At 69.1% G+C, this 25,733-nt stretch carries 23 protein-coding genes; 13 read left to right on the forward strand and 10 right to left on the reverse strand.

What is annotated here, in order from left to right:
* Positions 1–328: 328 nt before the first annotated feature.
* Positions 329–622, reverse strand: a complete 294-nt coding sequence (locus ON23_RS04815; protein ID WP_030513510.1) for a WhiB family transcriptional regulator — start codon at positions 620–622, stop codon at positions 329–331.
* A 647-nt stretch (positions 623–1,269) separates the two neighbouring features.
* Between ON23_RS04815 and ON23_RS04820 the strand changes: the two genes are divergently transcribed.
* The 3 genes from ON23_RS04820 to ON23_RS04830 all read left to right on the forward strand — a co-directional run bounded on the left by ON23_RS04820 (position 1,270) and on the right by ON23_RS04830 (position 4,064).
* Positions 1,270–2,157, forward strand: a complete 888-nt coding sequence (locus ON23_RS04820; protein WP_223273389.1) for a hypothetical protein — start codon at positions 1,270–1,272, stop codon at positions 2,155–2,157.
* Positions 2,158–2,284: 127 nt separating this feature from the next.
* Positions 2,285–2,863 carry a sigma-70 family RNA polymerase sigma factor gene (locus ON23_RS04825; RefSeq protein WP_030513512.1) on the forward strand — a complete coding sequence of 193 codons (579 nt, stop codon included), beginning with the start codon at positions 2,285–2,287 and terminating at the stop codon, positions 2,861–2,863.
* Complete coding sequence (locus ON23_RS04830; protein WP_083903697.1) at positions 2,856–4,064, forward strand: anti-sigma-D factor RsdA; 1,209 nt, start codon at positions 2,856–2,858, stop codon at positions 4,062–4,064. The genes ON23_RS04825 and ON23_RS04830 overlap by 8 nt, the downstream gene beginning before the upstream one ends.
* Positions 4,065–4,281: 217 nt before the next feature.
* Here the strand turns inward: ON23_RS04830 and ON23_RS04835 are convergent, their stop codons facing one another.
* Positions 4,282–4,695 carry a DUF5319 domain-containing protein gene (locus ON23_RS04835; protein ID WP_025347353.1) on the reverse strand — a complete coding sequence of 138 codons (414 nt, stop codon included), beginning with the start codon at positions 4,693–4,695 and terminating at the stop codon, positions 4,282–4,284.
* Between the two features lie 213 nt (positions 4,696–4,908).
* Here ON23_RS04835 and guaB point away from each other — a divergent pair, with 213 nt between their 5' ends.
* A complete protein-coding gene (gene guaB / locus ON23_RS04840; RefSeq protein ID WP_373282164.1) occupies positions 4,909–6,507 on the forward strand; it encodes an IMP dehydrogenase in 1,599 nt (532 codons plus the stop codon).
* A 399-nt stretch (positions 6,508–6,906) separates the two neighbouring features.
* A complete protein-coding gene (locus ON23_RS04845) occupies positions 6,907–8,076 on the forward strand; it encodes a GuaB3 family IMP dehydrogenase-related protein (RefSeq protein ID WP_039776626.1) in 1,170 nt (389 codons plus the stop codon).
* A gap of 22 nt (positions 8,077–8,098) precedes the next feature.
* Here the strand turns inward: ON23_RS04845 and ON23_RS04850 are convergent, their stop codons facing one another.
* Positions 8,099–8,896 (reverse strand): alpha/beta fold hydrolase, encoded by a 798-nt coding sequence (locus tag ON23_RS04850; protein ID WP_039776690.1) that lies wholly within the window; start codon positions 8,894–8,896, stop codon positions 8,099–8,101.
* 215 nt (positions 8,897–9,111) lie between these two features.
* Between ON23_RS04850 and guaA the strand changes: the two genes are divergently transcribed.
* On the forward strand, positions 9,112–10,692 hold the full coding sequence (gene guaA / locus ON23_RS04855; protein WP_373282165.1) for a glutamine-hydrolyzing GMP synthase: 1,581 nt from the start codon (positions 9,112–9,114) through the stop codon (positions 10,690–10,692).
* A gap of 81 nt (positions 10,693–10,773) precedes the next feature.
* On the opposite strand, the gene ON23_RS04860 is transcribed toward guaA, so the two are convergent.
* The 4 genes from ON23_RS04860 to ON23_RS04875 form a co-directional block, all read right to left on the reverse strand.
* Positions 10,774–10,995, reverse strand: coding sequence for a hypothetical protein (locus ON23_RS04860; protein ID WP_039776628.1), 222 nt, complete (start codon positions 10,993–10,995; stop codon positions 10,774–10,776).
* A complete protein-coding gene (locus tag ON23_RS04865; RefSeq protein WP_039776629.1) occupies positions 10,988–12,799 on the reverse strand; it encodes a PspC domain-containing protein in 1,812 nt (603 codons plus the stop codon). Before ON23_RS04865 ends, ON23_RS04860 begins: the two co-directional genes overlap by 8 nt.
* A 64-nt stretch (positions 12,800–12,863) precedes the next feature.
* Positions 12,864–13,499 (reverse strand): MspA family porin, encoded by a 636-nt coding sequence (locus ON23_RS04870; RefSeq protein ID WP_157170165.1) that lies wholly within the window; start codon positions 13,497–13,499, stop codon positions 12,864–12,866.
* 195 nt (positions 13,500–13,694) lie between these two features.
* On the reverse strand, positions 13,695–14,321 hold the full coding sequence (locus ON23_RS04875) for an MspA family porin (RefSeq protein ID WP_039776632.1): 627 nt from the start codon (positions 14,319–14,321) through the stop codon (positions 13,695–13,697).
* A 294-nt stretch (positions 14,322–14,615) separates the two neighbouring features.
* Between ON23_RS04875 and ON23_RS04880 the strand changes: the two genes are divergently transcribed.
* Both ON23_RS04880 and ON23_RS04885 read left to right on the forward strand, forming a co-directional pair.
* Positions 14,616–16,157, forward strand: coding sequence for an ATP-binding protein (locus ON23_RS04880; RefSeq protein WP_174376458.1), 1,542 nt, complete (start codon positions 14,616–14,618; stop codon positions 16,155–16,157).
* 153 nt (positions 16,158–16,310) lie between these two features.
* Positions 16,311–16,973 carry a response regulator gene (locus ON23_RS04885; RefSeq protein ID WP_036498325.1) on the forward strand — a complete coding sequence of 221 codons (663 nt, stop codon included), beginning with the start codon at positions 16,311–16,313 and terminating at the stop codon, positions 16,971–16,973.
* 6 nt (positions 16,974–16,979) lie between these two features.
* On the opposite strand, the gene ON23_RS04890 is transcribed toward ON23_RS04885, so the two are convergent.
* The gene (locus ON23_RS04890; protein ID WP_039776633.1) at positions 16,980–18,125 is read right to left on the reverse strand and encodes a serine/threonine-protein kinase; all 1,146 of its coding nucleotides are present in this window, start codon (positions 18,123–18,125) and stop codon (positions 16,980–16,982) included.
* 406 nt (positions 18,126–18,531) lie between these two features.
* On the opposite strand from ON23_RS04890, the gene imuA' reads away from it, so the two are divergent.
* The 4 genes from imuA' to ON23_RS04910 all read left to right on the forward strand — a co-directional run bounded on the left by imuA' (position 18,532) and on the right by ON23_RS04910 (position 22,685).
* Positions 18,532–19,263: a DnaE2-dependent mutagenesis accessory factor ImuA' gene (imuA', locus tag ON23_RS04895; protein WP_039776692.1), complete on the forward strand. Its 732-nt coding sequence runs from the start codon at positions 18,532–18,534 to the stop codon at positions 19,261–19,263.
* Entirely contained in the window at positions 19,263–20,867 is a 1,605-nt protein-coding gene (locus ON23_RS04900; protein ID WP_039776634.1) for a DNA polymerase Y family protein, read from the forward strand. The genes imuA' and ON23_RS04900 overlap by 1 nt, the downstream gene beginning before the upstream one ends.
* 88 nt (positions 20,868–20,955) lie before the next feature.
* On the forward strand, positions 20,956–21,723 hold the full coding sequence (locus tag ON23_RS04905; RefSeq protein ID WP_039776694.1) for an alpha/beta fold hydrolase: 768 nt from the start codon (positions 20,956–20,958) through the stop codon (positions 21,721–21,723).
* Between the two features lie 2 nt (positions 21,724–21,725).
* A complete protein-coding gene (locus ON23_RS04910) occupies positions 21,726–22,685 on the forward strand; it encodes a ferredoxin family protein (protein WP_083903699.1) in 960 nt (319 codons plus the stop codon).
* A gap of 22 nt (positions 22,686–22,707) precedes the next feature.
* Here the strand turns inward: ON23_RS04910 and ON23_RS04915 are convergent, their stop codons facing one another.
* Positions 22,708–23,688, reverse strand: a complete 981-nt coding sequence (locus tag ON23_RS04915) for an SDR family NAD(P)-dependent oxidoreductase (protein ID WP_039776635.1) — start codon at positions 23,686–23,688, stop codon at positions 22,708–22,710.
* A 203-nt stretch (positions 23,689–23,891) separates the two neighbouring features.
* Here ON23_RS04915 and ON23_RS37725 point away from each other — a divergent pair, with 203 nt between their 5' ends.
* Positions 23,892–24,068: a hypothetical protein gene (locus tag ON23_RS37725; protein ID WP_157170166.1), complete on the forward strand. Its 177-nt coding sequence runs from the start codon at positions 23,892–23,894 to the stop codon at positions 24,066–24,068.
* A gap of 6 nt (positions 24,069–24,074) precedes the next feature.
* On the opposite strand, the gene ON23_RS04920 is transcribed toward ON23_RS37725, so the two are convergent.
* Positions 24,075–25,424, reverse strand: coding sequence for an MFS transporter (locus ON23_RS04920; RefSeq protein WP_039776636.1), 1,350 nt, complete (start codon positions 25,422–25,424; stop codon positions 24,075–24,077).
* Between the last annotated feature and the right edge of the window lie 309 nt (positions 25,425–25,733).

Consider the following 25,733-nt stretch of genomic DNA (forward strand, 5'->3'; position numbering starts at 1 on the left):
GTCATCGGCCACTACCGTAGCGCGCCGCTATGACCTCCTTCCAGGTGGGGTGCGTCGGGCAACGCACCTGGGGCCCAGCGGATTTCGCGCATAAAACGACACGCCGACGAGTGTGCGGAGACACGCCGTGACACGCCGATGACTTTCGCGAAACGCTGAGGCTTGGGTGCGGCTGCTGGTCACCATGCGGCAGGCGAATCGGCGGTGGCCGAGAACCTGCGCCTGTACCGTTGTCGCCGGCCACGTTCAGTGGCCGGGTGTTTGCTAGGTATTCGGCGCCCCAGCTGGTTCGGATCGGTCCCGTGCGACCGAATTTCGCGTGCGCCGGTCAGACGGCCATCCGGCGGCGATTGCGCCGGGCGTGGAGCTCGCGTTCGGTCTCCGACATGCCGCCCCAGATGCCGTACGGCTCGCTGACCTTCAGGGCGTGGCTGCGGCACTGCATGAGCACCGGGCAGGTCCGGCAGATCTCCTTGGCGCGCAACTCCCGCTGGGTGCGCGCGCGTCCGCGCTCGCCGTCGGGATGGAAGAAGACGGAGGAGTCCACACCGCGGCAGGAGCCGCGCATCTGCCAATCCCAGATGTCGGCGTTGGGACCGGGGAGGTGGGTGGGCATGGGCATGGTGAACTCCTCATGGTGCGAGCTCGTCGGCGTTGTCGAGCGGTGCTTGTCAGCAGCGGTCTGTCCGGACCCTGGGCGGGGGCGACAGTGACCTCGCCGAGATCGGGCTCGGACCGTATCGCCGATCTCCGGCGATCGCAGTACGCGGTCGCCGCAATTTCGCGCGGCGCCGACGACGGCGATGAAGTACGTTAGGTCGCACAGTGAAATCACGTCAATAGATACGTCGACAGTGATCGCAATTCCGGCAGATCTCAGATTTAACCTGCACGCTGTTTACTTTCCGGACCGGGAAAGCGATACTGGCCGGTTGACTTGTTTCGCGAGTATTGCGACGTGTCCGTAGATTCTCGCATTTTCCCAGTTCACGCGGTGCTTAGCGGGAGAAATGACCTGTTGTACTTGCCAACGCTGGGGAGTGTGATATGTGATGTGGCACACTGGTCCCGGTGGCATGGAAGAAGTCTGGATGGCCGAGTCGGGGCGGGCAGGTTAATAATCCGAAAAGCATGCGAATTTCGCTTCGGTGCGCCGGCGGTTAGCTCGTTGCAGATTTACGTGATGGAAACACGGGGCCGCCGATTTTTCGCTGAGAAATAGCCCGTGCGCGGTGTGGGGTGCCACACTCGTCCGGATAAGGTGCGCTGGTGTTGGATTTGTCCCCGCGAATCGGCGGGTTGCTGGACTCCGGGAGCGCACCCGTGCTGGTCGACGCGGCGTTCGGCGCCCGCCCCGGGATCGCGCCCGCGGATCTTCCCGCCGCCACCGATCCCGCCGGAACCTGGCTGCGGGCGGTCGTCCTCGGTGGTCAGGGGCGATATGCGGCGGCGCGCACCGAATTGCTCCGCGCCGCCCGGCTGACCAGGGATCCGATACTCGGCTCGCTGCTGGCCTCCACCGAGGCATCGCTGCTGCGCCAACTCGGCCGGCACGCGCGCGCGGCGATTCCGGACGGGCGGGCGGCGGCGCTGGTCGCGAACCTGCCGGTGGGGCGGGCAGCCGATCCGATGCGCGCCGCGGCGATCTGCGACGCGCTCACCGGATTGGCCGCGGACGCGCTCGGGACCGGGCAGCCACAGGTGTCCGCGCGATTGCTGCGGCGCTGCCGCGACGAAATCGATCGCGCGCCCGCGGATCTGCGAATCCTGGTGCGCTGGCATTGGGTCAGCGCCGAAACCGCCCTCGCCGCACCCGGTATGGGACTGGTCGCCGAGCCTGCCCTGGCTCATGCCGAGGCGGCGGTGGCCGCGGCCGAGCGGATGGGATCGGTTCGGCATCAAGTGAAGTCGCGGCTGCTGGTGGCCGCCGCGGCCGCGGGCGAGGGTGACATCGATCGCAGCCGCGCCGTAGCCGAGCTGGTCGATTCCGACTGCGCCGCACACGGATTGCTGCCGCTGCGCTGGGCCGCCGCGATGTTGCGAGCGGGGGTGTGCGAGCCGGACGCGGCCCGCCGCGCGGCCGCGGAATCGGGGGCGTACGCGCAGATCCTGGCTGGTCGGGGCGGTCGGCTGCGGCTCGGTCCGGAAATCGGGTGAGCAGTGATCCCCCATGTTGTCCGACTCACATAGCTGAGCCGCTATTGTTGGTTCCGTTCCACCGACCGGTGGAAGCACCGGTCGAAATCCGGCCGTGCCACTTGTAACGCCAGGAATATCTCTGACGATGACGCACTCGGGCGAGGAGTTGGACGCCGCCGTAGCTGCTGCAGCTCAGGGCGACCGTTCCGCTTTAGCCCAGGTACTGGAAATCATCCGCCCGCTGGTAGTTCGCTATTGCCGTGCGCGGATCGGTTCCGCGGAGCGTGGGCAGCTCTCCGCGGACGACGTGGCGCAGGAGGTCTGCTTGGCTGTGATGACCGCCCTGCCGCGTTACCAGGACCAGGGGCGGCCGTTCATGGCTTTCGTGTACGGAATCGCCTCGCACAAGGTCGCCGACGCTCATCGCAACGCCGCCCGTAACAAGGCGGACGCGATGGCCGAAGTACCAGATGTCATATCCACCGACCAGGGGCCGGAGCAGCGCGCTCTCGAATCCGAAACGAGCCGGCAGATGAACAGTCTGCTGGCCACGCTACCGGAGAAGCATCGAGAGATCCTGATCCTGCGTTTGGTCATGGGTTTGTCAGCAGAAGAAACTGCTGTCGCCGTGGGCAGTACGGCGGGAGCTATACGAGTGGCTCAGCATCGGGCGCTCGCGAAACTCAAGTCACAAGTGGCGAGGGCAGGTGAAATGTATGGCTAGGGATGGCGAGCGCGGTCGGGGCGACTGGAAGGCGCGGCTTGGATCGCCGAACAGCGGTCCCTATGCCGAGGCATCCGGGGAGTCCGGTGATTCCGGGCCGGTGGATATCGCAGCGGTACGCCGCGACGATGCGCTGATCGACGCCATCGCCGGCGACGGTCCCGTCGCGACCGACAGTGCCGAGGAGTATCAGCTCGCGAGCCTGCTCGCGAATTGGCGGGCCGATATCGTCGAGACTCCGATGCCGGCCGGTCCCGATCTGGACGCCGTGGTCGCGGCCGTCAACCAGGAGATCGGAGCGCGGGAGGCGAGGGTCAACGCCCATCGCCGCGGCAGATTGCGACTGGTACGTCCGTTGATGGGCGCCGCGGCCGCGGTCGCGGTGATCGCGGGCGGGACGACGGCGTTCTCCTACGGCGCGCAGCCGGGTGATCCGTTGTGGCGGGTGAAGGAGGTCGTGTTCAGCCAGCAGGCGCAGACCACGATCGCCCAGCGCGCCGACGACGATATGACCAAGGCGCAGACGCTGATCGACCAGGGACACCCGGAACAGGCCAAGGCACTGTTGGAGAGCGCTTCCACCAACACGACCCAGGTCGACGACAATTCGCGCAAGCAGGATCTGCAGCTGCGCTGGCAGCATCTGCTGGATCAGCTGAAGACCACCGCACCTCAGGTGGCCGCCGCGCTGGAGTCGCTGGAGCCGAAGGCCAATACGACGCCGACCACTCCGACCGTGGTCGCGCCGACGACGCCGGGACAGTCCGCCAACCCGGGCCAGGGCCAGCACGAGAGCAGTGGTTCCAAGCAGAACACTCCGGGACCGGAGATCATGCGCAGCCAGACCGCGCCCGAAACCGGAGCGAACGGTTCCGTACCGGGCACGCCGGGCAGCGAGCCGGGGAGTGGTTCGAAGCCGCCGACGCAACAGCAGCAGCAACCGCCGACGACTGCCGAGCCGCCGACGCACGAGCAGCCGCCGACACAGCAGCAGCCGCCGACCAACGAGCAGCCGCCGACACAGCAGCAGCCGCCGACGAATCAGCCCACCGCCAATTCGCCGACCACCATCGGCGGAGGGGCGGTGGTCCCGCCGACACAGCCGCAGCAGACCGTCGCGCCGGTCCGCCCGTCGGTGCCCTCGGCGCCGACCGTGGTGGTGCCGCCGGCCGGTGGGGGATTGCACACCGGCATCGGCTAGAACGACATCTCCGGCAGGAGCGACATCTCCGGCTGGACGACATATCCGATACGAGAACCGATCGCCGATTCCGGCGGTCGGATTCGTGTTTTCCGGGGTAGGTGTGCGCGCCGGAATTCTCGGCAGAAGTAATTCTCGGCAGAAGTGCGGAAACTCACACGCCTGACCTGCGCGCGGCGACGCCGGCGCGAGCACTACGCGGCTGTTGCAGAACGGATCAGGCGTCGAAGCCGTCGAATCCGTCGCCGTGCAGGGCTTCGTTCATCGAGGCATCCGCGTATCCGCGGCAGTAGTCCCACGTCACGTAGGCCTCCGGCGTCGGATCGTAGGCGGGCTCGTGCGGGCGGACCGTGCCGTCGACCAGCAGTTGCAGCAGGTTGGCGCGCAGCATGTCCCAATCGTGGTAGTGGTCCTGCCGGCAATCCTCACAGCTCACCACGAGACCGCGGATGCCCCGATGGGACAGCAGCGCCTCGTACACCGCGAGATCGGCGAGATCCTCTTCGACCGCTAGGCGCTCATGGGGGTCCAGCGGCTCCCCAGGCTCAATGGCATCGAGCGCGGCCGACGGGTCGGAGGGATCTCCGGCGAAGGGGTCCGGCGGCAGGCCAGGTGGTAGATGGTCACGCACAATCCCACGGTACGCAGAACCACCCCCTCCGCGCCAGCGCTGAAGGCATTTTGACGCGCTTGTTGCGCGGCTGTCACCCTCGTCCACCACTGTGTCGGAGGCGACGAGGTCGCCCCCGCAGGCGGCCGATACCATGGATACACAGGCGCCGGGTAGCACGCTTCGGCTCCACCATCCATCAGCTGTTCTCGATCGGTACCGAGGTCCCGCGGAATGCGGGCCGGAGTGCCGTATCGGTGCTTTCGAGGTCCAGGAGGGGTCGATCAGATGAGTAGTCCCGTGATGGGCGAACGAGCCGTCCGCCCGCATACGGGTGGTGACGATCCGAACAAGATCGCCATGCTCGGCCTCACGTTCGACGACGTGCTGTTGCTGCCGGCCGCTTCCGATCTGATCCCCAGCTCGGTCGAGACCTCCAGCCGGCTGACCCGCGAGATCACCCTGCGCACCCCGCTGGTGAGTTCGGCGATGGATACCGTCACCGAGGCGCGGATGGCGATCGCCATGGCCCGCGCCGGCGGTATGGGCGTGTTGCACCGCAATCTGTCGGCCGCCGATCAGGCCGCTCAGGTGGAGACGGTGAAGCGGTCCGAGGCCGGAATGGTCACCGACCCGGTCACCTGCCGCCCGTCCGACACTCTCGCCGAGGTCGACGCCATGTGTGCGCGGTTCCGCATCTCGGGTCTGCCCGTGGTGGACGAGACCGGCGCGCTGGTCGGCATCATCACCAACCGCGACATGCGGTTCGAGGTCGATCAGAACCGCCGGGTCGCCGATGTGATGACCAAGGCGCCGCTGATCACCGCCCAGGAGGGTGTCACCGCGGAGGCCGCCCTCGGCCTGCTGCGCCGGCACAAGATCGAGAAGCTTCCGATCGTCGACGGCAACGGCCGGCTGCGCGGGCTGATCACCGTCAAGGACTTCGTCAAGACCGACCAGTACCCGAACGCCACCAAGGACCGCGACGGCCGTCTGCTGGTCGGCGCGGCGGTCGGTGTCGGTGAGGACTCCTGGTCGCGCGCGATGAGCCTGGCCGACGCCGGGGTCGACGTGCTGATCGTCGATACCGCGCACGGCCATCAGGCCCAGGTGCTGCAGATGGTCGCCAAGGTCAAGAACGAGGTCGGCGACCGGATCCAGGTCGTCGGCGGCAATATCGCCACCCGCGAGGGTGCGGCGGCACTGGTCGAGGCCGGCGCCGACGCGGTCAAGGTGGGTGTCGGCCCCGGCTCGATCTGTACCACCCGCGTGGTCGCCGGCGTCGGCGCCCCGCAGATCACCGCGATTCTCGAGGCCGTGGCCGCGTGCCGCGCCGCCGACGTGCCGGTGATCGCCGACGGTGGCATCCAGTTCTCCGGCGATGTCGCCAAGGCCATCGCCGCCGGTGCGTCGACGGTCATGCTCGGTTCGCTGCTCGCCGGAACCGCCGAATCCCCGGGCGAACTGATCCTGGTGGGCGGCAAGCAGTTCAAGAGCTATCGCGGCATGGGTTCGCTGGGCGCCATGCAGGGACGCGGACAGGGCAAGTCCTACTCCAAGGACCGCTACTTCCAGGACGACGTGCTGGCCGAGGACAAGCTGGTGCCCGAGGGCATCGAGGGGCGGGTGCCCTTCCGCGGTCCGGTGAACCAGGTCATCCATCAGCTGGTGGGCGGTCTGCGCGCGGCCATGGGTTACACCGGCTCACAGTCGATCTCCGATCTGCAGCAGGCGCAGTTCGTGCAGATCACCGCGGCGGGCCTCAAGGAGAGCCACCCGCACGACATCACCATGACGGTCGAGGCCCCGAACTACACCGGCCGCGGCAAGTAGGAGCGAGGGGCCGAAGCCCCGTCACTCGGTGCACACCGTCGCCGCGGCGGCTTTCCGAACATCGGAGGCCCCGCGGATCGGGTCCGCACGGCAGGCTTCCGGGTCGGGAAGTCCGGCGCTGTGCCGCGGATGACGGAAGTGCTTCGGGGACAAGGGGTGTCGGCGGGACGAGCCGGCCCTCGCGGTTCATGAGATTCCGGTCGGTCGTGTCGATGTGTCACCACGCTCGGCCGTTCTCCGCGCCTGCCGTCCGACACGGCCGCCCCCGGCGTATGGCGTACGCCGGGAACTGGGAGGATGGACGCGCGTCGGCGTGAAATCGCCGCGACGTCGTGACGCCGGCGCGCGCAAGTTCGTCGCACACACGGGCGTGGCAGCACACACTAAGGAGAGACATCAGTGCGGGACATGGTCGAGATCGGGATGGGTCGGACCGCCCGGCGTACCTATGAGCTGGACGATGTCGACATCGTCCCCTCGCGGCGCACCCGGTCGTCGAAGCAGGTGTCGCTGGCATGGCAGCTGGATGCCTACCGATTCGACATCCCCGTGGTCGCGCATCCGACCGATGCGCTGGTGTCGCCGGAATTCGCGATCGAGCTGGGCCGCCTCGGCGGGCTGGGCGTCATCAACGGCGAGGGACTCTGGGCCCGGCACGCCGATGTGAGCGCGCGCATCGAGCAGCTGGTCGAGGTGGCCGAGCACAAGGGGCCCGAGGCCGCGGTCGAACTGCTGCAGGAACTGCACGCCGCGCCGATGCAGCCCGATCTGCTGGCCGCCGCGGTCGCGCAGGTGCGTGCCGCCGGGGTGACGGTCGCGGTGCGGGTGAGCCCGCAGAACGCGCGCGCCCTGACCCCGAGCCTGGTGCAGGCCGGCATCGACCTGCTGGTCGTCCACGGCACCATCATCTCCGCCGAACACGTCGGCGGCGCGAGCGCGGTGCCGGCGGAAGACACCGGTTCGTCGGTGGAACCGCTGAACCTCAAGACCTTCATCGCCGAACTGGATGTGCCGGTGGTGGCCGGTGGCGTCAGCGATCATCGCACCGCCCTGCATCTGATGCGCACCGGCGCCGCCGGCGTGATCGTCGGTTACGGCTCGATGCCCGGCGCCACCACCACCGGTGAGGTGCTCGGTATCGGCGTCCCGATGGCGACCGCGATCGCCGACGCCGCCGCCGCGCGCCGCGACTACCTCGACGAGACCGGCGGTCGCTACGTCCACGTGATCGCCGACGGTGACATCGTCTCCTCCGGCCAGCTGGCCAAGGCCATCGCCTGCGGTGCGGATGCGGCGATGCTGGGTGTGCCGCTGGCGCTGGCGCAGGACGCGCCCGGCCGCGGCTGGTACTGGCCCTCGGCGGCCGCGCATCCGTCGGTGCCCCGCGGCGCGCTGCTGCAGTTCGCCGAGCCGGACGAGCAGCCGACCCTGGAGAAGGTGCTGTACGGTCCGTCCAGCGATCCGTGGGGGTCGGTGAATCTCGTTGGCGGCCTGCGTCGTTCGATGGCCAAGGCCGGATACTGCGATCTGAAGGAATTCCAGCGGGTCGGCCTCAGCGTGCGGGCCTGAGAATCTCGCGCCGTGACCCGGATCAGTTGAGCCGGGTCAGCACATCCCCGCGCAGGAAGTCGCGAATCGCGGCATTGACCTGCGCGGGGTGGGTCATATTGACCGCCTGACGCGCATCTTCGATTTCGCAGAACCGCGATCCGGCCAGCCGGCGCGCCATTTCCAGCGCGTGCGCGCGCGGGATGCCGGCTCGCGTGGGATGGATGACCAGTGCGGGACAGGTGATTTCGGACAGCCGATGCAGGATCGAGTCGCGGGCGAGCAGGCATCCGGCCGCGGCCTCGAGTTCGTGCGGGTCGCGCGCCAGCCATCGCTTGGTCCACACCGACCGGTGCCAGGCGTCGTCTCCGATCAGCCAGTGCGCCATATGCTCCGCGAGGACATGCCGGATATTCGGCTCCCGCCAGCGGTCCAGGAAGCGGCGCGAGGTCGCGAGTTCCTGCGGGGTGGGGCTGTGTGCCTCGGTGGAGATCAGGATCAGCGCGGCCACCCGTTCGGGAGCGAGCAGCGCGGTGCGCATGGCGCTGAATCCGCCCTGTGAGGTGCCGCCGACCACCGCGCGTTCGACGCCGAGCTGATCCAGCACGGTCAGGGCGTCGCGGGCCGCCGTCCAATAGGTGAAGGGCAGCCCCTCGTCGCGGGTGCGTCCGTGTCCGCGCGCATCCCAGGTGACGATGCGGAACTCCGGTGACAGCGCGGCCGCCTGCGAGGCGAACATCGTTCGGTCCATGAAGAATTCGTGCCCCAGTAGCACCACGGGACCACGACCGCCGGAATCCTCGTAATGGATTTCGGCATCGATCGCGCGGGCGAATGGCACGAGCACGAGGATAGCGGTCGCCGACGACCGCTGCTTCGCCTTCGCGATCGGCGCGGAGGCCGGAGAGCATGGATATGCGTTGGCGGATAGGCCGTTTCGGACACCGGTCGGGACCGGTCGCTACGACCGGCGTCGAACCGTCGGAGTGGGGGCGGTCACCGTCGCGACCGGCAGGCTCGCCCGCCCTCGAGGTGCGCCGATGCGCTCACTAAACTGTGCGGGTGGCAGAAACCCAGCGACCAGTTCTCGTCGTCGACTTCGGGGCGCAGTACGCGCAGTTGATCGCGCGGCGCGTGCGCGAATCCAGTGTCTACTCGGAAGTGGTACCGCATACCGCGACCGTGGAGGAGATCGCCGATCGGCAGCCGCTGGCGGTGATCCTGTCCGGCGGCCCGTCCAGCGTGTACGCCGAGGGCGCGCCGCAGCTCGATCCGCGGCTGTTCGACCTCGACATCCCGGTCTTCGGCATCTGCTACGGCTTCCAGGCGATGGCGCAGGCGCTCGGCGGTACGGTCGCGCACACCGGCACCCGCGAGTACGGCCGCACCGAACTGAACATCGACGGTGGCGTCCTGCACGGCGGACTGCCGACGGTGCAACCGGTGTGGATGAGCCACGGCGACGCGGTCACCGATGCCCCGGCCGGTTTCGAGGTCACGGGGACGACGGCCGGTGCGCCGGTCGCCGCTTTCGAAGATCGCGCCCGGCGGCTGGCCGGTGTGCAGTACCACCCCGAGGTGATGCATTCGCCGCACGGCCAGCAGGTGCTGAGCCGGTTCCTGCACGAAATCGCCGGCATCCCCGCGGCCTGGACGCCGGCCAATATCGCCGACGCGCTGGTCGAGCAGGTGCGTGAGCAGATCGGCGACGGGCACGCGATCTGCGGGCTGTCCGGCGGGGTGGATTCCGCGGTGGCGGCCGCGCTGGTCCAGCGGGCCATCGGCGACCGGCTGACCTGTGTATTCGTCGACCATGGCCTGCTGCGGGCCGGTGAGCGCGAGCAGGTGCAGCGCGACTTCGTCGCCGCGACCGGGGCCAAACTGGTGACCGTCGACGCGGTGGAGAAGTTCCTCGGTGAACTGAAGGGCGTCACCGATCCCGAGGAGAAGCGCAAGATCATCGGCCGGGAGTTCATCCGCTCCTTCGAGGATGCGGTGGCCGAGGTCGTGAAGTCCACCGGCGAGGACGAGGGCCACGGACCCGCGGTCGAATTCCTGGTGCAGGGCACCCTGTACCCGGACGTGGTGGAGTCCGGCGGCGGTTCCGGCACCGCCAACATCAAGAGCCACCACAACGTCGGCGGCCTGCCCGAGGATCTGGAATTCGAGCTGGTCGAGCCGCTGCGACTGCTGTTCAAGGACGAGGTTCGCGCGGTCGGCCGTGAGGTCGGGCTGCCCGAGGACATCGTTGCGCGCCAGCCCTTCCCGGGGCCGGGCCTGGCGATCCGGATCATCGGCGAGGTCACCCCGGACCGGCTGGAAACTTTGCGGCAGGCCGACGCGATCGCGCGCGAGGAGCTGACCGCCGCCGGTCTGGACGCGCAGATCTGGCAGTGCCCGGTGGTCCTGCTGGCCGATGTGCGCAGTGTCGGCGTGCAGGGCGACGGGCGCACCTACGGCCATCCGATCGTGCTGCGGCCGGTGTCGAGCGAGGACGCCATGACCGCGGACTGGACCCGCCTGCCCTACGAGGTGCTCGAACGCATTTCCACCCGCATCACCAACGAGGTGGCCGAGGTCAATCGCGTGGTGCTCGATGTGACGAGCAAGCCGCCGGGGACCATCGAATGGGAGTGAGCGGCTGTCTCGACGGATAGCGCAGAAGGGGCCTTCCGGCATCGGCCGGAAGGCCCCTTCTTCTTTCCGGTGTTCCGGACGCTATTTCTTCCTTCGCGGCGAGATCACCAGGGCGATGCCCACGACCACCGCGACGCCCACCACGATCCAGCCCACGGGGACCGCACTGTGGAAGGGCCAGGATGTGGGGCCGATGAAGGCCCAGACGCTGACCAGCAGGGCGAGTATTCCGGCCAGCAGCAGCGAGAACGACGGTCCGCGCCGAGTGTCGGTCCGAGTGTCGGCCGTTTCGTTGTCAGCCACGTTTCACCTCCGCGTTTCCGGCGTGGACATCGATGTCGAGAGTGAGAATCGGCCCGTCGGCCGGCCCGGTGGGCCCCTGCGGACAGGACACATCGCCCATGCTGGCGTTGCAGGTGGCGTGCAGGCGCATCGATTCGGGGACCAGCACCCGGAAGTCGCCCATCTGCACATTCACGTGGACTGTGCGATTCTCGGTCAAGGGCAGTTGGCGCAGATCGAGCGTGCCCGAGCCCATGGTGATCTTGTATTCCGAAGCCAGATCGGCGGCCGTGGCCGGGGTCCAGACGTGGTCGCCCATGGCCCCGCGATCGAATTCGACCGGGCCGACCATCGAGGCGAGGATGACGAATCCGGCCAGCGGCGCGAGCACCACCATCAGGCCGTAACCGCGGCGCAGGAAGCCGCCGACGATCAGACCGAGACCGACCACCGCCAGGGCGACCGCGCCGATCCGCGCGGGTGTCATCCAATCCGCTCCGGCCGCGGCCACCGCGCCCGCGGCCGCTGCCGCCAGAACGGCCAGGCCGATCACCACCGGGGTGAGCCGGGACCGCGGCCGCTGTGCCGGGACGACGGCGACCGGGCGTTCCTGCGTGGGGGCGGGCAGATCCCAGGCCATCGGTGCTACGCCGAGCGGATCCCAGCCTGCCGGAGTGGGGCCGATATGCGCCGGGTCCGGGATCGGGCGCGTGCCGCTCGGGCGCGGGCCGGGGGGCGGTGTCGGGGTCGGACGGGCGCTTCCGCCGGGGCCCGAGGAATCGTCCGGGCCGGACTCGTCCTCGGCCGTGTGCTCGTCGGCGGCTGCCGCCGCTTCGGATTCGACGGGGAGCGGCCGGGTCATCGCGACCGTGGGGCGATCGTCGGCCGGCATTTCGTCTTCGGCCATCTCCTCGGAGGGCGAGTTCGATTCGGCGGCAACGGGTTCGGAGGTACCGGGATCGGCCTCGGAAGCGGAAGGAGCCGGTCGTGACTCTTCCGCCGGAACACCTTCGGCCGCAATGCTTTCGGTCGCTGCGTCGGCTGAGCTCGCAGTGTCAGGCGAGTCGGCGCGTGCTTCGTCCGGAGGACTCTCCGGCGTCACCGTGACCGGATCGACCCGCAGCGGGGCCGTGGCTGCGCCGATCGGTTCGGTTGCCGTCGAGGCGTTGTCGTCTGTGGGTTGTGTGGGCATGGCCGGAACCTGGCCGCCCGCAACACCGTTCGGATCCGGTTCGTAGTGGTCGGGAAGTTTGGTGAACGGTCCGTACGGACTTCCGCTCCACGGCGACCCGCCCGGGAAGCTCGCACCCGGATATCCCGTCGCCGCGATACCGCCCTCGGCCGTCAGCGGGTACGAGCCGTCGAACGGTGGTTCCGGCTGCCGCATGTAGAGCAACCACCAACCGGCCACCATCAGGGCGAAACTGATCACCCCCGAGCCGCCGAGTCCGACTCCCACCGGGCCCATGGTGGTGACCGCGATCGCCAGGGCGACGATCAGGACGATGGTCTTGGTGGACGATTGCGAACTGTGTCCGCGGCTGATCAGGCCCTCCGCGGGGGATACCGCGTCACCCGCCGGGGGCAGCAGCAACCATGCCGCCAGATACAACACGATGCCCGCACCACCGAAGATCGTCGATACCACGAACGCGACCCGGATCAGTACCGGGTCCACGCCGTAGCGACGGCCGAATCCGGACGCCACGCCGGCGACCGGGCTCTGTCCCGGCAGCCGTGTCGGACGCGTCCGCCACAGGTGCTGGAGCTGTTCGCTGAATCCCGTCCGGCTCGTGCCGCCGGTCCCGCCGCTCGCTGTGGTCATAGCTCAATGGTGGCCGTGAGCAGTATCGGATGGCATCGGGGTTCACCCTGAAAACGAACCTGAACTACATCTGGATGGGATCACCCAGGATCATGCCGGTCCCGCTGTCACCGGGAGTGTCGGCATTGATCGAGGTGTAGGGCTGGACGGTGAGCGGCCCGACGCAGTTGTCGACCTCGATGCGGAAATCGCGGCTGTACAGGGTGCCGGTGGTATCGGCCTTCAGATCCTTGTCCGCGACCTTCACATCGGTCACCTTCCCGGGTTTCAGCGTGGTGTTGACGGTGGCCGAACCCGAGACGGTGCCGTCGACCACATCCCAGTACAGGCCGGGGCTGACCTGACTCGGGGCGACGTACAGATTGCCCGAGAGTTCGGAGAATCCGGACAGTCCGGCCTGGATCGCCAGCGAGGCGTCCATTTCGGCGGCGCACGCCACCAGATATCCGGCGTGGAGCTTGCCGGTCGCCGGTGCCGCGACCCGCCCGTAGAAGGTGCCGCCGACCAGCACCTCACGGTTGGTGGGCATCCCGTTCAGCGGCGGAATCGGAGCGGCCTGCTGATCGGAATTGCCCACCGTATAGGTGAATTCCGGTACCGAGTACGTGCGCTCGTGCGCGGCGGACGCGCCCATCGCCGGCGTGGCGGCGACGGTGCATCCCCCGATCGTCGTCACCGCGACCATTACCCACTTGCGCACATGTACTCCCCGGATCGGCAGCCTCGACGCGAGCATGCGCGATCCGCGCGCGGACCGCGGTCCGCCGCGATATTTTCACCAAGATCGTCGCGAGTCGAGCTCCAGTATCACTGGCAAGGTGCTGGGAGTCTGCTGTGTCCGGTGCGCGGCAGGGACCGGCCGCGGTAGGGGCGGCACGGTCGCCGGATACGCCACTCAGAGCACGGTCGGATCCGCGAAGACGGCGCCGTTCCCGTCGACCTCTGCCGCGGAGACCTCGATCCTGCTGTAGGCGCGGATGGTCAGCGGACCGCCGCACCCCTGCACCATGAGATGGAAGTCCCGGCTGACGAGATAGTCGGTCTCCCCGGCGCCGAGATGTTTCCGACCCACCTCGACATCGGTGATCTTCCCGGGCGTGACCGACACGTTCACCCCGATGCCGGCGGAGACGCTCGGGCCGATCGTCACACTCGCACTCGGATCCACGAGATCCGGGCTGATCGTCGCTCCGGCGCTCAGCGAAGCCGAGGCATCGGCGCTGAAACCGAGGTCGATATCGACCGCGCACGCGACGAAATAGCCCGCCTTCAACGTTGCGGTGCCGCTCGGAATCCGTGCGTAGGACGTGTTGTCCAGGAACACTTCTCGATTGGTGGGCATGCCGTTCAACGCGGTCACCGGATGGGCCGCGTAATCGAGGTGGCCCACGGTGAAGCTGTACCCGTTCGGCGCCAGATAAGTGTTCTCGTGACCGCCCGGCCCCGCGGCCGAGGCGGCGGTGGCCGGCAGCAGCGCCAGCGCGAGAGCCGTGGTGGCGGCGTAGACAGATGTGATGGACATATGAATTCCTCCCCGTACACGCCGGGCGAACCGGCGAGATCAGCTGTCCGCGGCGAAACGACTACCGGGACGCGCGTCGCCCGCCGTCAGCGGGCGACGCCATCGACGGTAGGAATCCGGACGGTGACCGCACCCGCGAAAATGTCGGGCAGTCCGCGATACGCGCTGGTGATCGAGGCCGTCCCGAAAATCCGGTCCGGCCTAGCGGCCGTTCCGGACCGGACAACCCCGAGATCGGGAATCCGGGTATTTCCCGATGGTCGGTTGTCGGGGTGACGTGCCAGGATCGAAGGCATGTACCCGTCCATGCCCGCATTCGACGCGCGTTCGGGGTTCGACGGTCGCGTGGGGTTCGAGCCTCGCGCCGGTGTGGACGGTCTCGGGCCGGACGGCCGGGGTGCCGATCCGGTCCTCGAGCAGCCGCGGTTGCTGCGGCGATCCGGTGGGCGGGTCGTCGGCGGCGTCGCGGGCGGTATCGCCGACCATCTGGGTGTCGACGTCTTCAAGGTGCGGATGGCGTTCGTCCTGCTGTCGGCCTTGATGGGGGCGGGGATCGTGGCCTACGGGCTGCTGTGGATCTTCACCTCCTCCGGTGCGGACGGGCCGCCGCCCACGGCGTCCGAGCGGCGGCAGGCCGTCGGGCTGGTGCTGCTCGGGCTGGCACTGTCGGTCTCGATGGCGTGGTTGTTCAACGGGACCGCCGCGCGGGTGGTGGCGCCGATCATCGTGGTCGCCGTCGGTGCGGCGCTGGTGTGGCGCGAATTCGACGCCGAGGGGCCGCGTTCCATTCTGGGTCTGCCCGCCCGCCCGACCGTGCTCACCTGGACTCGCATCCTGGCGGGGGCGACGCTCATCGTGGTCGGGCTGGGCGTGGTGGTGCTGGCCCGCATCAACCTGAGTTCGCTGGGGTCGGCACTGATCGCGGTCGCGGTCACCCTGATCGGCGTCGGCCTGCTGACGGTGCCACTGTGGCTGCGCATGATGCACGCCCTCAATGCCGAACGCTCGGCCCGCATCCGTAACGAGGAACGCGAGGAGATCGCCTCACATCTGCACGACTCGGTCCTGCAGACCCTGGCGCTGATCCAGCGGCAGGCCGACGACCCGCAGGAGGTCGCCCGGCTGGCCCGCAGCCAGGAGCGGGAACTGCGGAAGTGGTTGTTCGAGGATTCCATGCCCGCACAGTCCAGCCTGGCCGCCGCCCTGCGCACGATCGCCGGTGAGGTGGAGGACCAGCACGGGGTCCAGGTGACCCCGGTGACCGTCGGCGACGTCTCGATGGATGTCGGCGACACCGGATTCGGCCTGCCGAAGGAACATTTCACCGCTCTGCTCGGCGCCACCCGCGAGGCGCTGGTCAACGCCGCCAAACATGCCGGGGTGCCGACCATCGACGTCTTCGCCGAGGTGGAACCGCATCAGGTCAGTATCTTCGTGCGCGATCGCGGCACCGGTTTCGACCCGGCCGCGGTTCCGGCGGACCGGCAGGGCCTGGCGAAATCCATTCACGCCCGGATCGAACGCCGCGGCGGCACCGTGGAGGTGCAGACCGCACCCGGTCGCGGCACCGAGGTGCGAATCATGATGCCCCGCAAGGATTCCGAAGGCCAGGGCGAAACCGGCGGATTCGACGGCGCCGAGACCGAGATGTCCACCGCCGGCGATGCGGACCTGGCCGGTGCGCCGGGCGGCCCGCAACAGGCCGAGCCGCAGCAGACCGAGCCGCAACAGGCCGAGCCGCAACAGACCGAGCCGCAACAGGCCGAGCCGCAACAGGCCGAGGCCGGACGACCGCGGGGGGAGACCGCGGAGACCGGCCCCCGCCGGTCGCACTAGCGGACCACCCGCGGAGTGGACAGAATTCGGACGGACGGTGCGGCTGCCGTCCTCGATGCCGGTGCCGAGCACCCCGACCAGCGATGTGGTACCGATGAGTTGGCGCCGCCGCGCCCGGCAGCGGGCCGGCTCGAGGTGAGGAGAACTGTGACGATCCGGGTTTTTCTGGTCGACGACCACGCCGTGTTCCGGTCGGGGGTGCGGGCGGAGTTGAGCCGCGAAGCCGATATGGATGTCGTCGGGGAGGCGGGTACCGTCGCCGAGGCCGTGGCCGGGATCGACGCCGCGCGACCCGATGTGGTGCTGCTGGATGTGCACATGCCCGACGGCGGGGGCGTGGCGGTACTGCAGGGCATCGACGATCGCCCGAACGGTTCGGCGTCGGGTAACGGCCCGGTATGCCTGGCGCTGAGCGTCTCCGACGCCGCCGAGGATGTGATCGCGGTGATCCGTGCGGGCGCGCGCGGTTACGTCACCAAGACCATCTCCGGTTCCGAACTGGCCGAAGGCATTCGGCGCGTCGCGGGCGGCGACGCGGTGTTCAGCCCGCGGCTGGCCGGTTTCGTGCTGGACTCGTTCACCGGGCGCTCACCGGCTCCCGAACCCCCGCTGGACCCGGAACTGGATTCGCTGACCCCGCGCGAACTGGAGGTGCTGCGCCTGCTGGCCCGCGGCTACACCTATCGCGAAATCGCCGAAACCCTGTTCATCTCGGTGAAGACGGTGGAAACCCATGCCTCCAACGTGCTGCGAAAAACCCAGCAGTCCAACCGCAATGCGCTGACGCGCTGGGCGCACCGCCGGCGCATCGACTGAGTCGCCCTACATCGCGGCGACGAGCACCACGATCAGGATGAGCAGTCCGATCAGCAGGCCCACCGCGATCGCGAGCGGCGCGGCATTGGGCCCGAACTTCGTGAAGTCGATGTCGACGAGCTTCGATTTCCCCAATTTCGGTTGCTGCGCAACGGCTCCGGCCGCGGCGACGCGCGGTGGGCGGGGCAGCGGCGCGGAATGCGGACTGCGCAGTCCGGCCGCCGAATTGCGGGCGGCCCAGGCCGGAATCGTGCCGTCGTCGGTACGGATCGGGGCGCCGAGGATATAGGGCCCGGTGCCGGGACCGAATGCGGCGGTGAGGATTTCCTCGCGCGCCTCGGCCATGGTGGGGCGACGCTGCGGCGCCGGTTCCATCATGTGCAGCAGTACCTGGGTGAGCGGCCCGCTGCGAGTGGGCGGAATGATCTGCGCCATCGCCGCGCGCGTGACGATGACGTCGTTGTCGTCGTCGAATCCGTACGGCGGATGCCCCTCGATCGCGGTGTACAGCGTTGCGCCGAGGGAGAATACGTCGCTGGCCGGGCCCGGCTGAGCACCGCGCGCCACCTCCGGTGGCAGATAGGACGGGGTGCCGGTGATCAAGTCCTCCGGTTCGTCGAAAGCCTCACCGGCACTGGAGATACCGAAGTCGCTGAGTTTGGCCATCCCCACCTCGGAGCCCCGATCGGCGACGAGGATGTTGCCCGGTTTGATGTCGCGATGCACGATCCCGGCGGCATGGGCGGCGGCCAGCGCATCGGCCACCTGCGCACCGATCTGCGCGACCTCGATGGGGGAGAGGGTGTCGGCCAGCGCGAGCGCCTTGGCGACGCTGCGCGAGGGCAGATACTCCATCACCAGCCACGGTTCGCCCGCCTCGAGCACCACGTCGTAGACGGCGATGGCGTGCTCGTGCGAAAGCTTGGCCGCGACGCGGCCCTCGTGCACGATCCGGTTGCGCACCTCGGTCGCCTCGGCCTCGCTGAGTCCCGCGGTGGTGAGCACCTGTTTGATGGCGACCTCGCGGTTGAGCAGCCGGTCGGTGGCGAGCCATACCGCACCCATACCGCCGCCTCCGAGTTTGGACTGCAGGCGGTAACGGCCGGCGACGAGATAGTCGGGGCCGACGATGGGGCGGGCGCGTTCGGTCACGGCGCGAGGATAGCCGAAAACCAGGGCGACCGGCCTGCTTCGGACCGGGGTTGGCGGCGGTCACAGCCCGGCGGGCGGGCCGTCGGATGTCACTGACGGGTGGCGTGGACAACAGCCACGACCGGTGACGGAACAGTCGCACTGAGGCTGATGTGACACGTGGGCCGGTGTGGCTTGACGGAGACCGGTCGGAAGGTTCTACTGTCACCGGATCGAACGTATATTCGATTAAGATCGATAGCTGAATCGGTGCTGAACCTCTCGGCGATGTGGGTCGGGCGTTGTCGCGGGAGGCCGGCTCCGGCGCGGCGAGCGAGGCGGAGGTGGAGCGGAATGTAGCCGATGCGGCGGTGCGGTGCATCGAGTGCGGTGGAGTCCATTCGGTGAGAGATAGGTGGTCGGCGAGATGGGTTCGGCTGGTGATGCGCGAGCCGTGCAGCTGGCGGAGCTGCGGCGGCGGATGGCCGCGGTTCCGACCCGTGGGGTCGAGGTCGTGGAACGCCCGCCGACCGCCGCTGAACTGCGTAGAGAGCTGCTTCCCGTGCCGCCCGCCCTGGCCGGCCTCCTGCCCGAGGGCGGGGTGCCGAAGGGGTCGGTGGTGGCCTATTCGGGCGCGGGGTCGCTGCTGACCGGCCTGCTGGCCGCGGTGACCGGTGGTGGTGGTTACGCCGCGGCGATCGGTTTGCCGCGGCTCGGGTTGCTCGCCGCCGCGGAGATGGGCGCCGATCTGGGCCGGCTGGCCGTGGTGACCGAGCCCGGCCCGGATCCGGTGGAGGTCGCCGCGGTGTTGCTGGACGGTTTGGATCTGGTGGTGGTCGGCCTGGCCGGTATGTCGGTGCCGCCCAGTCGGACTCGGATTCTCGCCGCCCGCGCCCGCAGCAAAGGATCCACGCTCGTGGTGACCGGCGGCGCCTGGAGCGGCCCGATGCTGCGGATCGACACCCGGGTCGCGGGCTATTCGGGCCTGGGACGCGGCCGCGGCCGGCTGCGGTCGGTGCGCTTGGACGTCTGCGTGCGCGGCCGGTCCGCACCGGAACGCACCGGCACCCTCGATCTGTGCCCGCGTGACGGCCGGGTCGAATGGCTTGTCCCGGAATCGGATTCGCCGCCGACGACGCTGTCGGCAGTGGGTGCGTGATGAAACGCCCCGGATTTCGTGTACTGGCGGTGTGGTGCCCGGACTGGCCGGCCGCCGCGGCCGCCGCCGTGGCCGATCTCTCACCGCTGCGCCCGGTGGTGGTGCTGCACGCGAATCGGGTGGTGGCCTGTTCGGCGGTGGCGCGCGACGCGGGAGTGCGGCGCGGTCTGACCAGGCGCGAGGCGCAGGCGCGATGCCCGGACCTGCATGTGGCGCAGGCGGATCCGGACCGCGACGCGCGTCTGTTCGAGCCGGTGGCGACGGCCGTGGACGCGACGGTGCCGGGGGTGGAGGTCCTGCGGCCCGGCCTGCTGGTCCTCGCCGCCCGCGGCGCCGCCCGCTACTTCGGTTCCGAGGAGGAGGCCGCCGAACGGCTGGTCGACGCGGTCGCCGCACTCGGTGTGGAATGCCGCATCGGCATCGCCGACGAACTGTCGGCCGCGGTGATCGCCGCGCGCCGGGCGCAGATCGTCGCGCCCGGCGCCGCCGCGAATTTCCTGGCGCCGCTGCCGGTGGGCGAGCTGGCCGTCGAGCCGAGCCTGGCTCCGCCGGAACGTGCCGAACTGGTGGACCTGTTGCATCGCTTGGGTTTACGCCGGATCGGCGATTTCGCGGCCCTCACGCCCGCCGAGGTCGCCTCCCGTTTCGGCGCCGACGCGATCCGGGCGCACCGGTGTGCCCGCGCCGAACCGGAGCGCCCGCCCTCGGCGGCCCCGCCCGCCCCGGATCTGGTGGTGGAGTACCGGTGCGATCCGCCGATCGAGCGGGTCGATGCCGCCGCTTTCGCCGGTCGCATGCTCGCCACCCGGCTGCACGAACGACTGGCGGCGGCCTCGGTGGCCTGCACCCGGCTCGCGGTCCACGCCGAAACCGCGGCCGGGGAAGCCCTGTCGAGGATCTGGCGCTGTGCCCAGCCGCTCACCCCGGAAACCACCGCGGACCGGGTGCGCTGGCAGCTGGACGGCTGGCTGACCCACCGCGCCCGGAACACCGGGAAACGCGGACGGACGGGTGATGCCGAAGCGCCGCCGTCCGCTCCGATCACCCTGCTGCGCCTGGAACCGGTCGAGGTGGTGGCGGCCGGTGCGCTGCAACTCGGACTCTGGGGCGGGGTCGGCGAGGAGGATCAACGCGCCCGCCGCGCGCTGACCCGGGTGCAGGGGCTGCTGGGCGGTGAGGCGGTGCGGATCGGTGTCCTCAGCGGCGGCCGCGGACCCGTCGAACGCGTCACCCTGATCACCTTCGGTGAGGAATTGGTCCCCGCCGCCGACCCCGGCCTGCCGTGGCCGGGCCGGCTGCCGCAACCGGCTCCCGCGGTGGTGCTGGGCAACCGTCCCGAGGTCCGGCTGGAGTCCGGCGACGGCAGCCCGATCTGGCTCACCGACCGCGGTGAGTTCACCGCCGAACCGGCCGAACTGCACTGGGGCAAGAAGTCGTGGCTGGTCGCGGGCTGGGCCGGGCCCTGGCTGCTGGACGAACGCTGGTGGGCCACCGGCGATTCCGGCGGCGCCGTCCGCGCGCAGATCCTGCTCGACACCGAGGAGCGTGCCCTCCTGCTGCTCGGCTACGACCACATCTGGCACGTGGAGGGCCTCTACGAATAGGGTCGGCATAGCCCCGGCCCGGGCGCGGGCTATGGAACACCCCACACGCTGCGGCGACGGCGCTCGCGGCGACGTACCCTGGCTGATCGTGGAGTCGAACGTCATCCGGGTGCCCCTGGCGGGGGTGCAGATCGCCTATCGGGATTCGGGCAGCGCGCCGACCACGCATCCGCTCTCGGAGATCCCGGTGGTGCTGGTGCACGGGATGGGTGGCGACGGCCACACCTGGGACCGCTTCGCCACCGCGCTGATCCGGTCCGGGCGCCGGGTGATCATTCCCGATCTGCGCGGACACGGCCACAGCGAGCACACCGCCTCCTACCGGTTCGAGGACTTCGGCGAGGATCTGCTGAACCTCTGCGATCGGCTGGAACTGACCACCGTCGATCTGGTCGGCCATTCGCTGGGCGGATACGCCTGCTCGTGGGTGGCCATCGAACGACCGGCGCTGGTCCGGCGGCTGGTACTCGAGGAGCAGCCGCTGCCGCTGCGTTCCGGTGACGAACAACTCACTCTCACCCGGCGGCTGCCGTCGGTGCCGGAACTGTGGCATGCCACCACCAGTCTGCTGCGTCACCCGCGCGCGGTTCTGGCCTTCGACCGGTCGATGACCACTCCGGCGCTCGAGCAGTTCCGCAAACCGCATCCGGAATGGTGGGAGCGGCTCGCGGATATCACCGCGGCCACGGTGATATTGCGCGGCGGTCCCGGCGGCATGGTCGATCCGGAGAAGTTGGAGATCTTCCGCACCAGCGTGCCGGACTGCCGGGTCGAGGCCTTCACCTGCGGGCACAGCATCCACCGCGACCGGTATCGGGAATTCGCTTCGGTGGTGCTGCCGTTCCTGGAGCACTGAACATGGGGGCCGATTCCCGTTCCGCACCACCCACATCGCAGGCGCCCGCGATCGATGTCGAGGGGCTGCCGTGTTCGGCGGCCGCGGCCGATATTCCCCTGCCGGGCAGCGCGACCCGGGTGAGCGGCTGGCTGTGCGTCGAACAACCCGGCGCCTGGGGACGCGATGTGATCGGCGATGCGGTTCTCGGCGCCGAGCTCACCGCCGAACTGGCCGCGCGGACCAAGGCCGCGCGAGTCCGTCCCACCCTCATTCGACGTCCCGGCCGCGGCGAATTCACCGGTGTGCGAACGGTTCTGCTCGCCGCCTCCCGACCGCAGGGTTCGTGGTGCGAACGCCTGACCGTCACCGATCCGCAACAGCTTCTCGATATCGACCTGCAGGTGCTCAACGGTCCCGCGCCGGGAATCGGTGAGCGCGTGACCGATCCGCTGACCCTGGTGTGTGCACACGGCAAGCGCGATCAGTGTTGTGCCCGGCTCGGCCGTCCGATCGCGGCCCGGCTCGCGGGCGACTATCCGGATCAGGTCTGGGAGTGCTCGCATACCGGCGGGCACCGATTCGCGCCCGCGATGGTGATCCTGCCGGAGGGGCTGACCTACGGCCGCGTGGATGGTGAGGACGCGGTCCGGGCGGTCGCGGCTGTCGGGCGTAATGATCTGTCGTTGAAAGGATTTCGCGGGCGCAGCGGCCTTTCTCCGGTCGAGCAGGTGGCGGAGATCGCGGTGCGCGAACGGGTGCCGGCGGCCCTCGATCAATTGACGGTGACGGCTGTCGAGCCGGACACCCCGATCTCGGATCCGGCGACCTTCGCCGGCGCCGCGGAGGTGACCCACACCGACGGCCGCCGGTGGCTGGTCACCACGCGGACCGTCGGCTATCCGCCCCGCCAGGCGAGTTGCGGTGCCGCCCCGAAACCGGCGTCGGCGATCGTCGCGGACGAACTTCGCGAGACCACTTGATATTTCGACTCTGCTGCCGCGTTCACCAGTAGGTGCCGGGCACCAATCGTGCGGCGCGGCGCAGCGTCGAGCGGGTGACCCGCCCCGCCGTCGACGACCTGCGTTGCGGTTTCGCCTGCAGCGCGGGCACTTCCGACTCCGGTTCGTCCTCGACCGGCAGTTCGCCCTTGGCGGCGGGGGAGTCCGGCAGCGCCCGGTAGTACCGGTGCATGACGCGATCCTTGATCCCCGGCGCGAACAGCGTCCCGTATTCGGCCAGGGTTCCCACCGGCACGTCGATGCGCCGCGGCCGCTCGCTCAGCGCGCGCACGATGGTGGCTGCCGCCCATTCGGGAGATTCCGACGGTCCCTGTTTACCGCTGGGCGCGATCATCGGCGTCCGCACCAGCGGCATGTGAATGGTCGTGAAAGTGATGTTGTCGGAGAGCATCTCGGCCGCCGTGACCTCCGCGAACTTGTCCAGAGCGGCCTTGCTGGCGAGATAGGCGGCGAACCGCGGTGTGGCGACCTGAACACCCGCGCTCGAGATGTTCACGATGTGGCCGGATTTGCGCTCCCGCATCTGGGGCAGCAGTGCCAGCGTCATTCGCACCGCACCGAAGTAGTTGACCGCCATGGTCCGTTCGAAATCGTGCAGCCGGTCGGTGGACCGGTGTACGGCGCGCCGGATGGAGCGGCCGGCATTGTTGACCAGCATGTCGACGTGGCCGTGCGTGTCGAGAATCGACTTCACGGCCCGGTCCACCGAGTCGGAATCGGTGACGTCGCATTGATAGGCGTAGGCCTTCCCGCCCGCGGCGGTGATCTCCTCGACCACGGCGTTCAGTTCCTCGTCGCGCCGCGCGAGCAGCAGCACCACCGCGCCCTTCGCGGCGACGGCGGTCGCGGCCGCCCGTCCGATCCCGGAGGAGGCGCCCGTGATGACGACGTGTTTCCCGGTGAGGTCCCGGCGTGCCCGCCGACGGGACAGATAGCCCTGTTCGGCCGCGTGGTTATCCGACATCGCTGCTCCCTTGCAGGTCGATTTTCCCCGAACTTACTCCAAAGTAAGTTCTGCTGCCAAGGGGCCGGCGCACATCGCCGGGAGGAGCCGGGTAGGCCACGAGGACTACATCCGCCCTCCGCCGGTCATCCCGCAGGGCGATGCCGGCCGGGTACTCCCGCGGTCATGCTGGGTGTTCGATATCTGTGCGGGAGGAGACCGCGGTGGGTCTGTGGACAGCGTGGCGCCGACGCTCGGCGGCCAGGGACGAGAAGGCCGGGGCCGATGCCCGGGCGAAGGCGATCGCGGCGGGGGCATCCGAACGAGAAGCCGCGGCCGCCGCGGAGCAGGCGGTCCGGCGTGCGCGTCGTCGGCGTCGCGCCCTCTATGCCGGCGGATGAGCGGGCTCAGGCGGTGAGCCGGTCGTCCTCGCTGATGAACAGCGTCGCGACCACGCTGATCACCGCCGTCGCCACCAGATAACCGCAGGCGAGCCAGGGTGTTCTGCCGCCCGCCGCGATCAGCGCCGTGACGATCATCGGGGTGATGCCCGAGGCGTAGATCCCCGAGACCTGATAGACGAACGAGAGTCCGGTGTAGCGCACCTCGGCCGGGTACAGCCCGGCGTACAACGTGCCCTGCGCACCGTAGAACAGGGCGTGGGCGACACCGAAGACGGCGATGATCGCGACGGTGAACACGACGATATTGCCGACTTCGAACAGCGCGAAGACCGGATACACCAGCACGCCGTACGCGGCGATACCGGCGATATAGACCCGGCGCGGCCCGAACCTGTCGGTCAAATTTCCGGATACCGGAATGAGGGCGGCCATCACGACGGCGGCGATTGTGACCGCGAGCAGTACCGGCACCTGTTCGAATCCGAGATGCCCGGTCGCGAAACTGATCGCGAAGACACCCCAGGTGTTGAACGCCGCGCCCTCACCCCATCGCGAGAGCAGGCCGAGGACGGTGTTGCGCCGGGTACGCGCGTTCCGGAACAGTTCGACCACAGGCACTTTCGAGATCCGATTGAGCCGGTCGATTTCCCGGAACGCGGGTGTCTCGTCGATCTTGAGCCGCACCACCAGGCCGATAACCACCAGAACCACGCTGGCGCCGAAGGCGATTCGCCAGCCGTAGTCGAGAAATGCCTGTTCGCTCAGAATCGAACGCAGCAGGGCGAAGACGCCGGTGCCGAGTGCGAGGCCGAGCGCCAAACCGATCTGCGGATAGCTGCCGAACCGGCCGACCTTCTTGCGAGGACTGTGTTCCACGGCCAGCAGTACCGCACCGGCCCATTCCCCGCCGAGCGCGAAACCCTGCAGAATGCGCAACGCCAGCAACAGGATCGGCGCGGCGATTCCGATCGCGGCGCTGGTCGGCAGGACACCCATCAGCGCGGTCGACCCGCCCATGATCGCCATGGTCAGTGCGAGGGTGCGTTTGCGCCCGATGCGGTCACCGATATGGCCGAAAACCAATCCGCCGACCGGACGCATTACGAAACCGACCGCGAATGTCGCGAACGACAGCATGGTTCCGATGAACGCGCTCGTATCCGGGAAGAACAGTTTGTTGAAGACGATGCCCGCGGCGGTGGAATAGAGGAAGAAGTCGTACCACTCGACCGTGGTGCCGATCAGGCTCGCCGCCACCGCTGTTCGAGTTTCGGCGGCGCCGAGATGTTCCGGCCGCTCCTCGTGCTGCCCCGCGACGCGCGTAGTCGCCGGCGCGGACTCCAGTACAGACATGGGGTCCCTTTCCTTCCCGCCGTCGATTCGCGCAGTGACATTAGGGCGAGTCGAGATCCGCGAAAAGGATTCGAATCAGCGCGATTCCAGCGGCGTATATCGCGGCGATCCGTTCCGGCCCACGGCGAGGAAGTTTCGCCTGGTCAGCCGGGGGCTGTATCCCGCACATCGCCGCCCAGTGCGAGATGCTCGCGCGCGTCGGCCGGATCACCGCTGCGATCGCCCGCGCTCGCCGATCGTCGGTGAGCAGCTCGCCTTCGCGGGTGCGCTGGCCGGAACGGTTGTCCCCGGCGATGACCAGTGCGGTGG

This window comes from Nocardia cerradoensis NBRC 101014 (assembly GCF_000308535.1).
Classification (GTDB): domain Bacteria; phylum Actinomycetota; class Actinomycetes; order Mycobacteriales; family Mycobacteriaceae; genus Nocardia; species Nocardia cerradoensis.

Coding starts and splice junctions, on each gene's coding strand:
- ON23_RS04815 (WP_030513510.1), bottom strand. CDS start 622: ATGCCCATGCCCACCCACCTCCCCGGTCCCAACGCCGACATCTGGGAT.
- ON23_RS04825 (WP_030513512.1), top strand. CDS start 2,285: ATGACGCACTCGGGCGAGGAGTTGGACGCCGCCGTAGCTGCTGCAGCT.
- ON23_RS04830 (WP_083903697.1), top strand. CDS start 2,856: ATGGCTAGGGATGGCGAGCGCGGTCGGGGCGACTGGAAGGCGCGGCTT.
- guaB (WP_373282164.1), top strand. CDS start 4,909: ATGCGGGCCGGAGTGCCGTATCGGTGCTTTCGAGGTCCAGGAGGGGTC.
- ON23_RS04865 (WP_039776629.1), bottom strand. CDS start 12,799: ATGACCACAGCGAGCGGCGGGACCGGCGGCACGAGCCGGACGGGATTC.
- ON23_RS04875 (WP_039776632.1), bottom strand. CDS start 14,321: ATGTCCATCACATCTGTCTACGCCGCCACCACGGCTCTCGCGCTGGCG.
- ON23_RS04880 (WP_174376458.1), top strand. CDS start 14,616: ATGTACCCGTCCATGCCCGCATTCGACGCGCGTTCGGGGTTCGACGGT.
- imuA' (WP_039776692.1), top strand. CDS start 18,532: ATGGGTTCGGCTGGTGATGCGCGAGCCGTGCAGCTGGCGGAGCTGCGG.
- ON23_RS04900 (WP_039776634.1), top strand. CDS start 19,263: ATGAAACGCCCCGGATTTCGTGTACTGGCGGTGTGGTGCCCGGACTGG.
- ON23_RS04910 (WP_083903699.1), top strand. CDS start 21,726: ATGGGGGCCGATTCCCGTTCCGCACCACCCACATCGCAGGCGCCCGCG.
- ON23_RS04915 (WP_039776635.1), bottom strand. CDS start 23,688: ATGTCGGATAACCACGCGGCCGAACAGGGCTATCTGTCCCGTCGGCGG.
- ON23_RS04920 (WP_039776636.1), bottom strand. CDS start 25,424: ATGTCTGTACTGGAGTCCGCGCCGGCGACTACGCGCGTCGCGGGGCAG.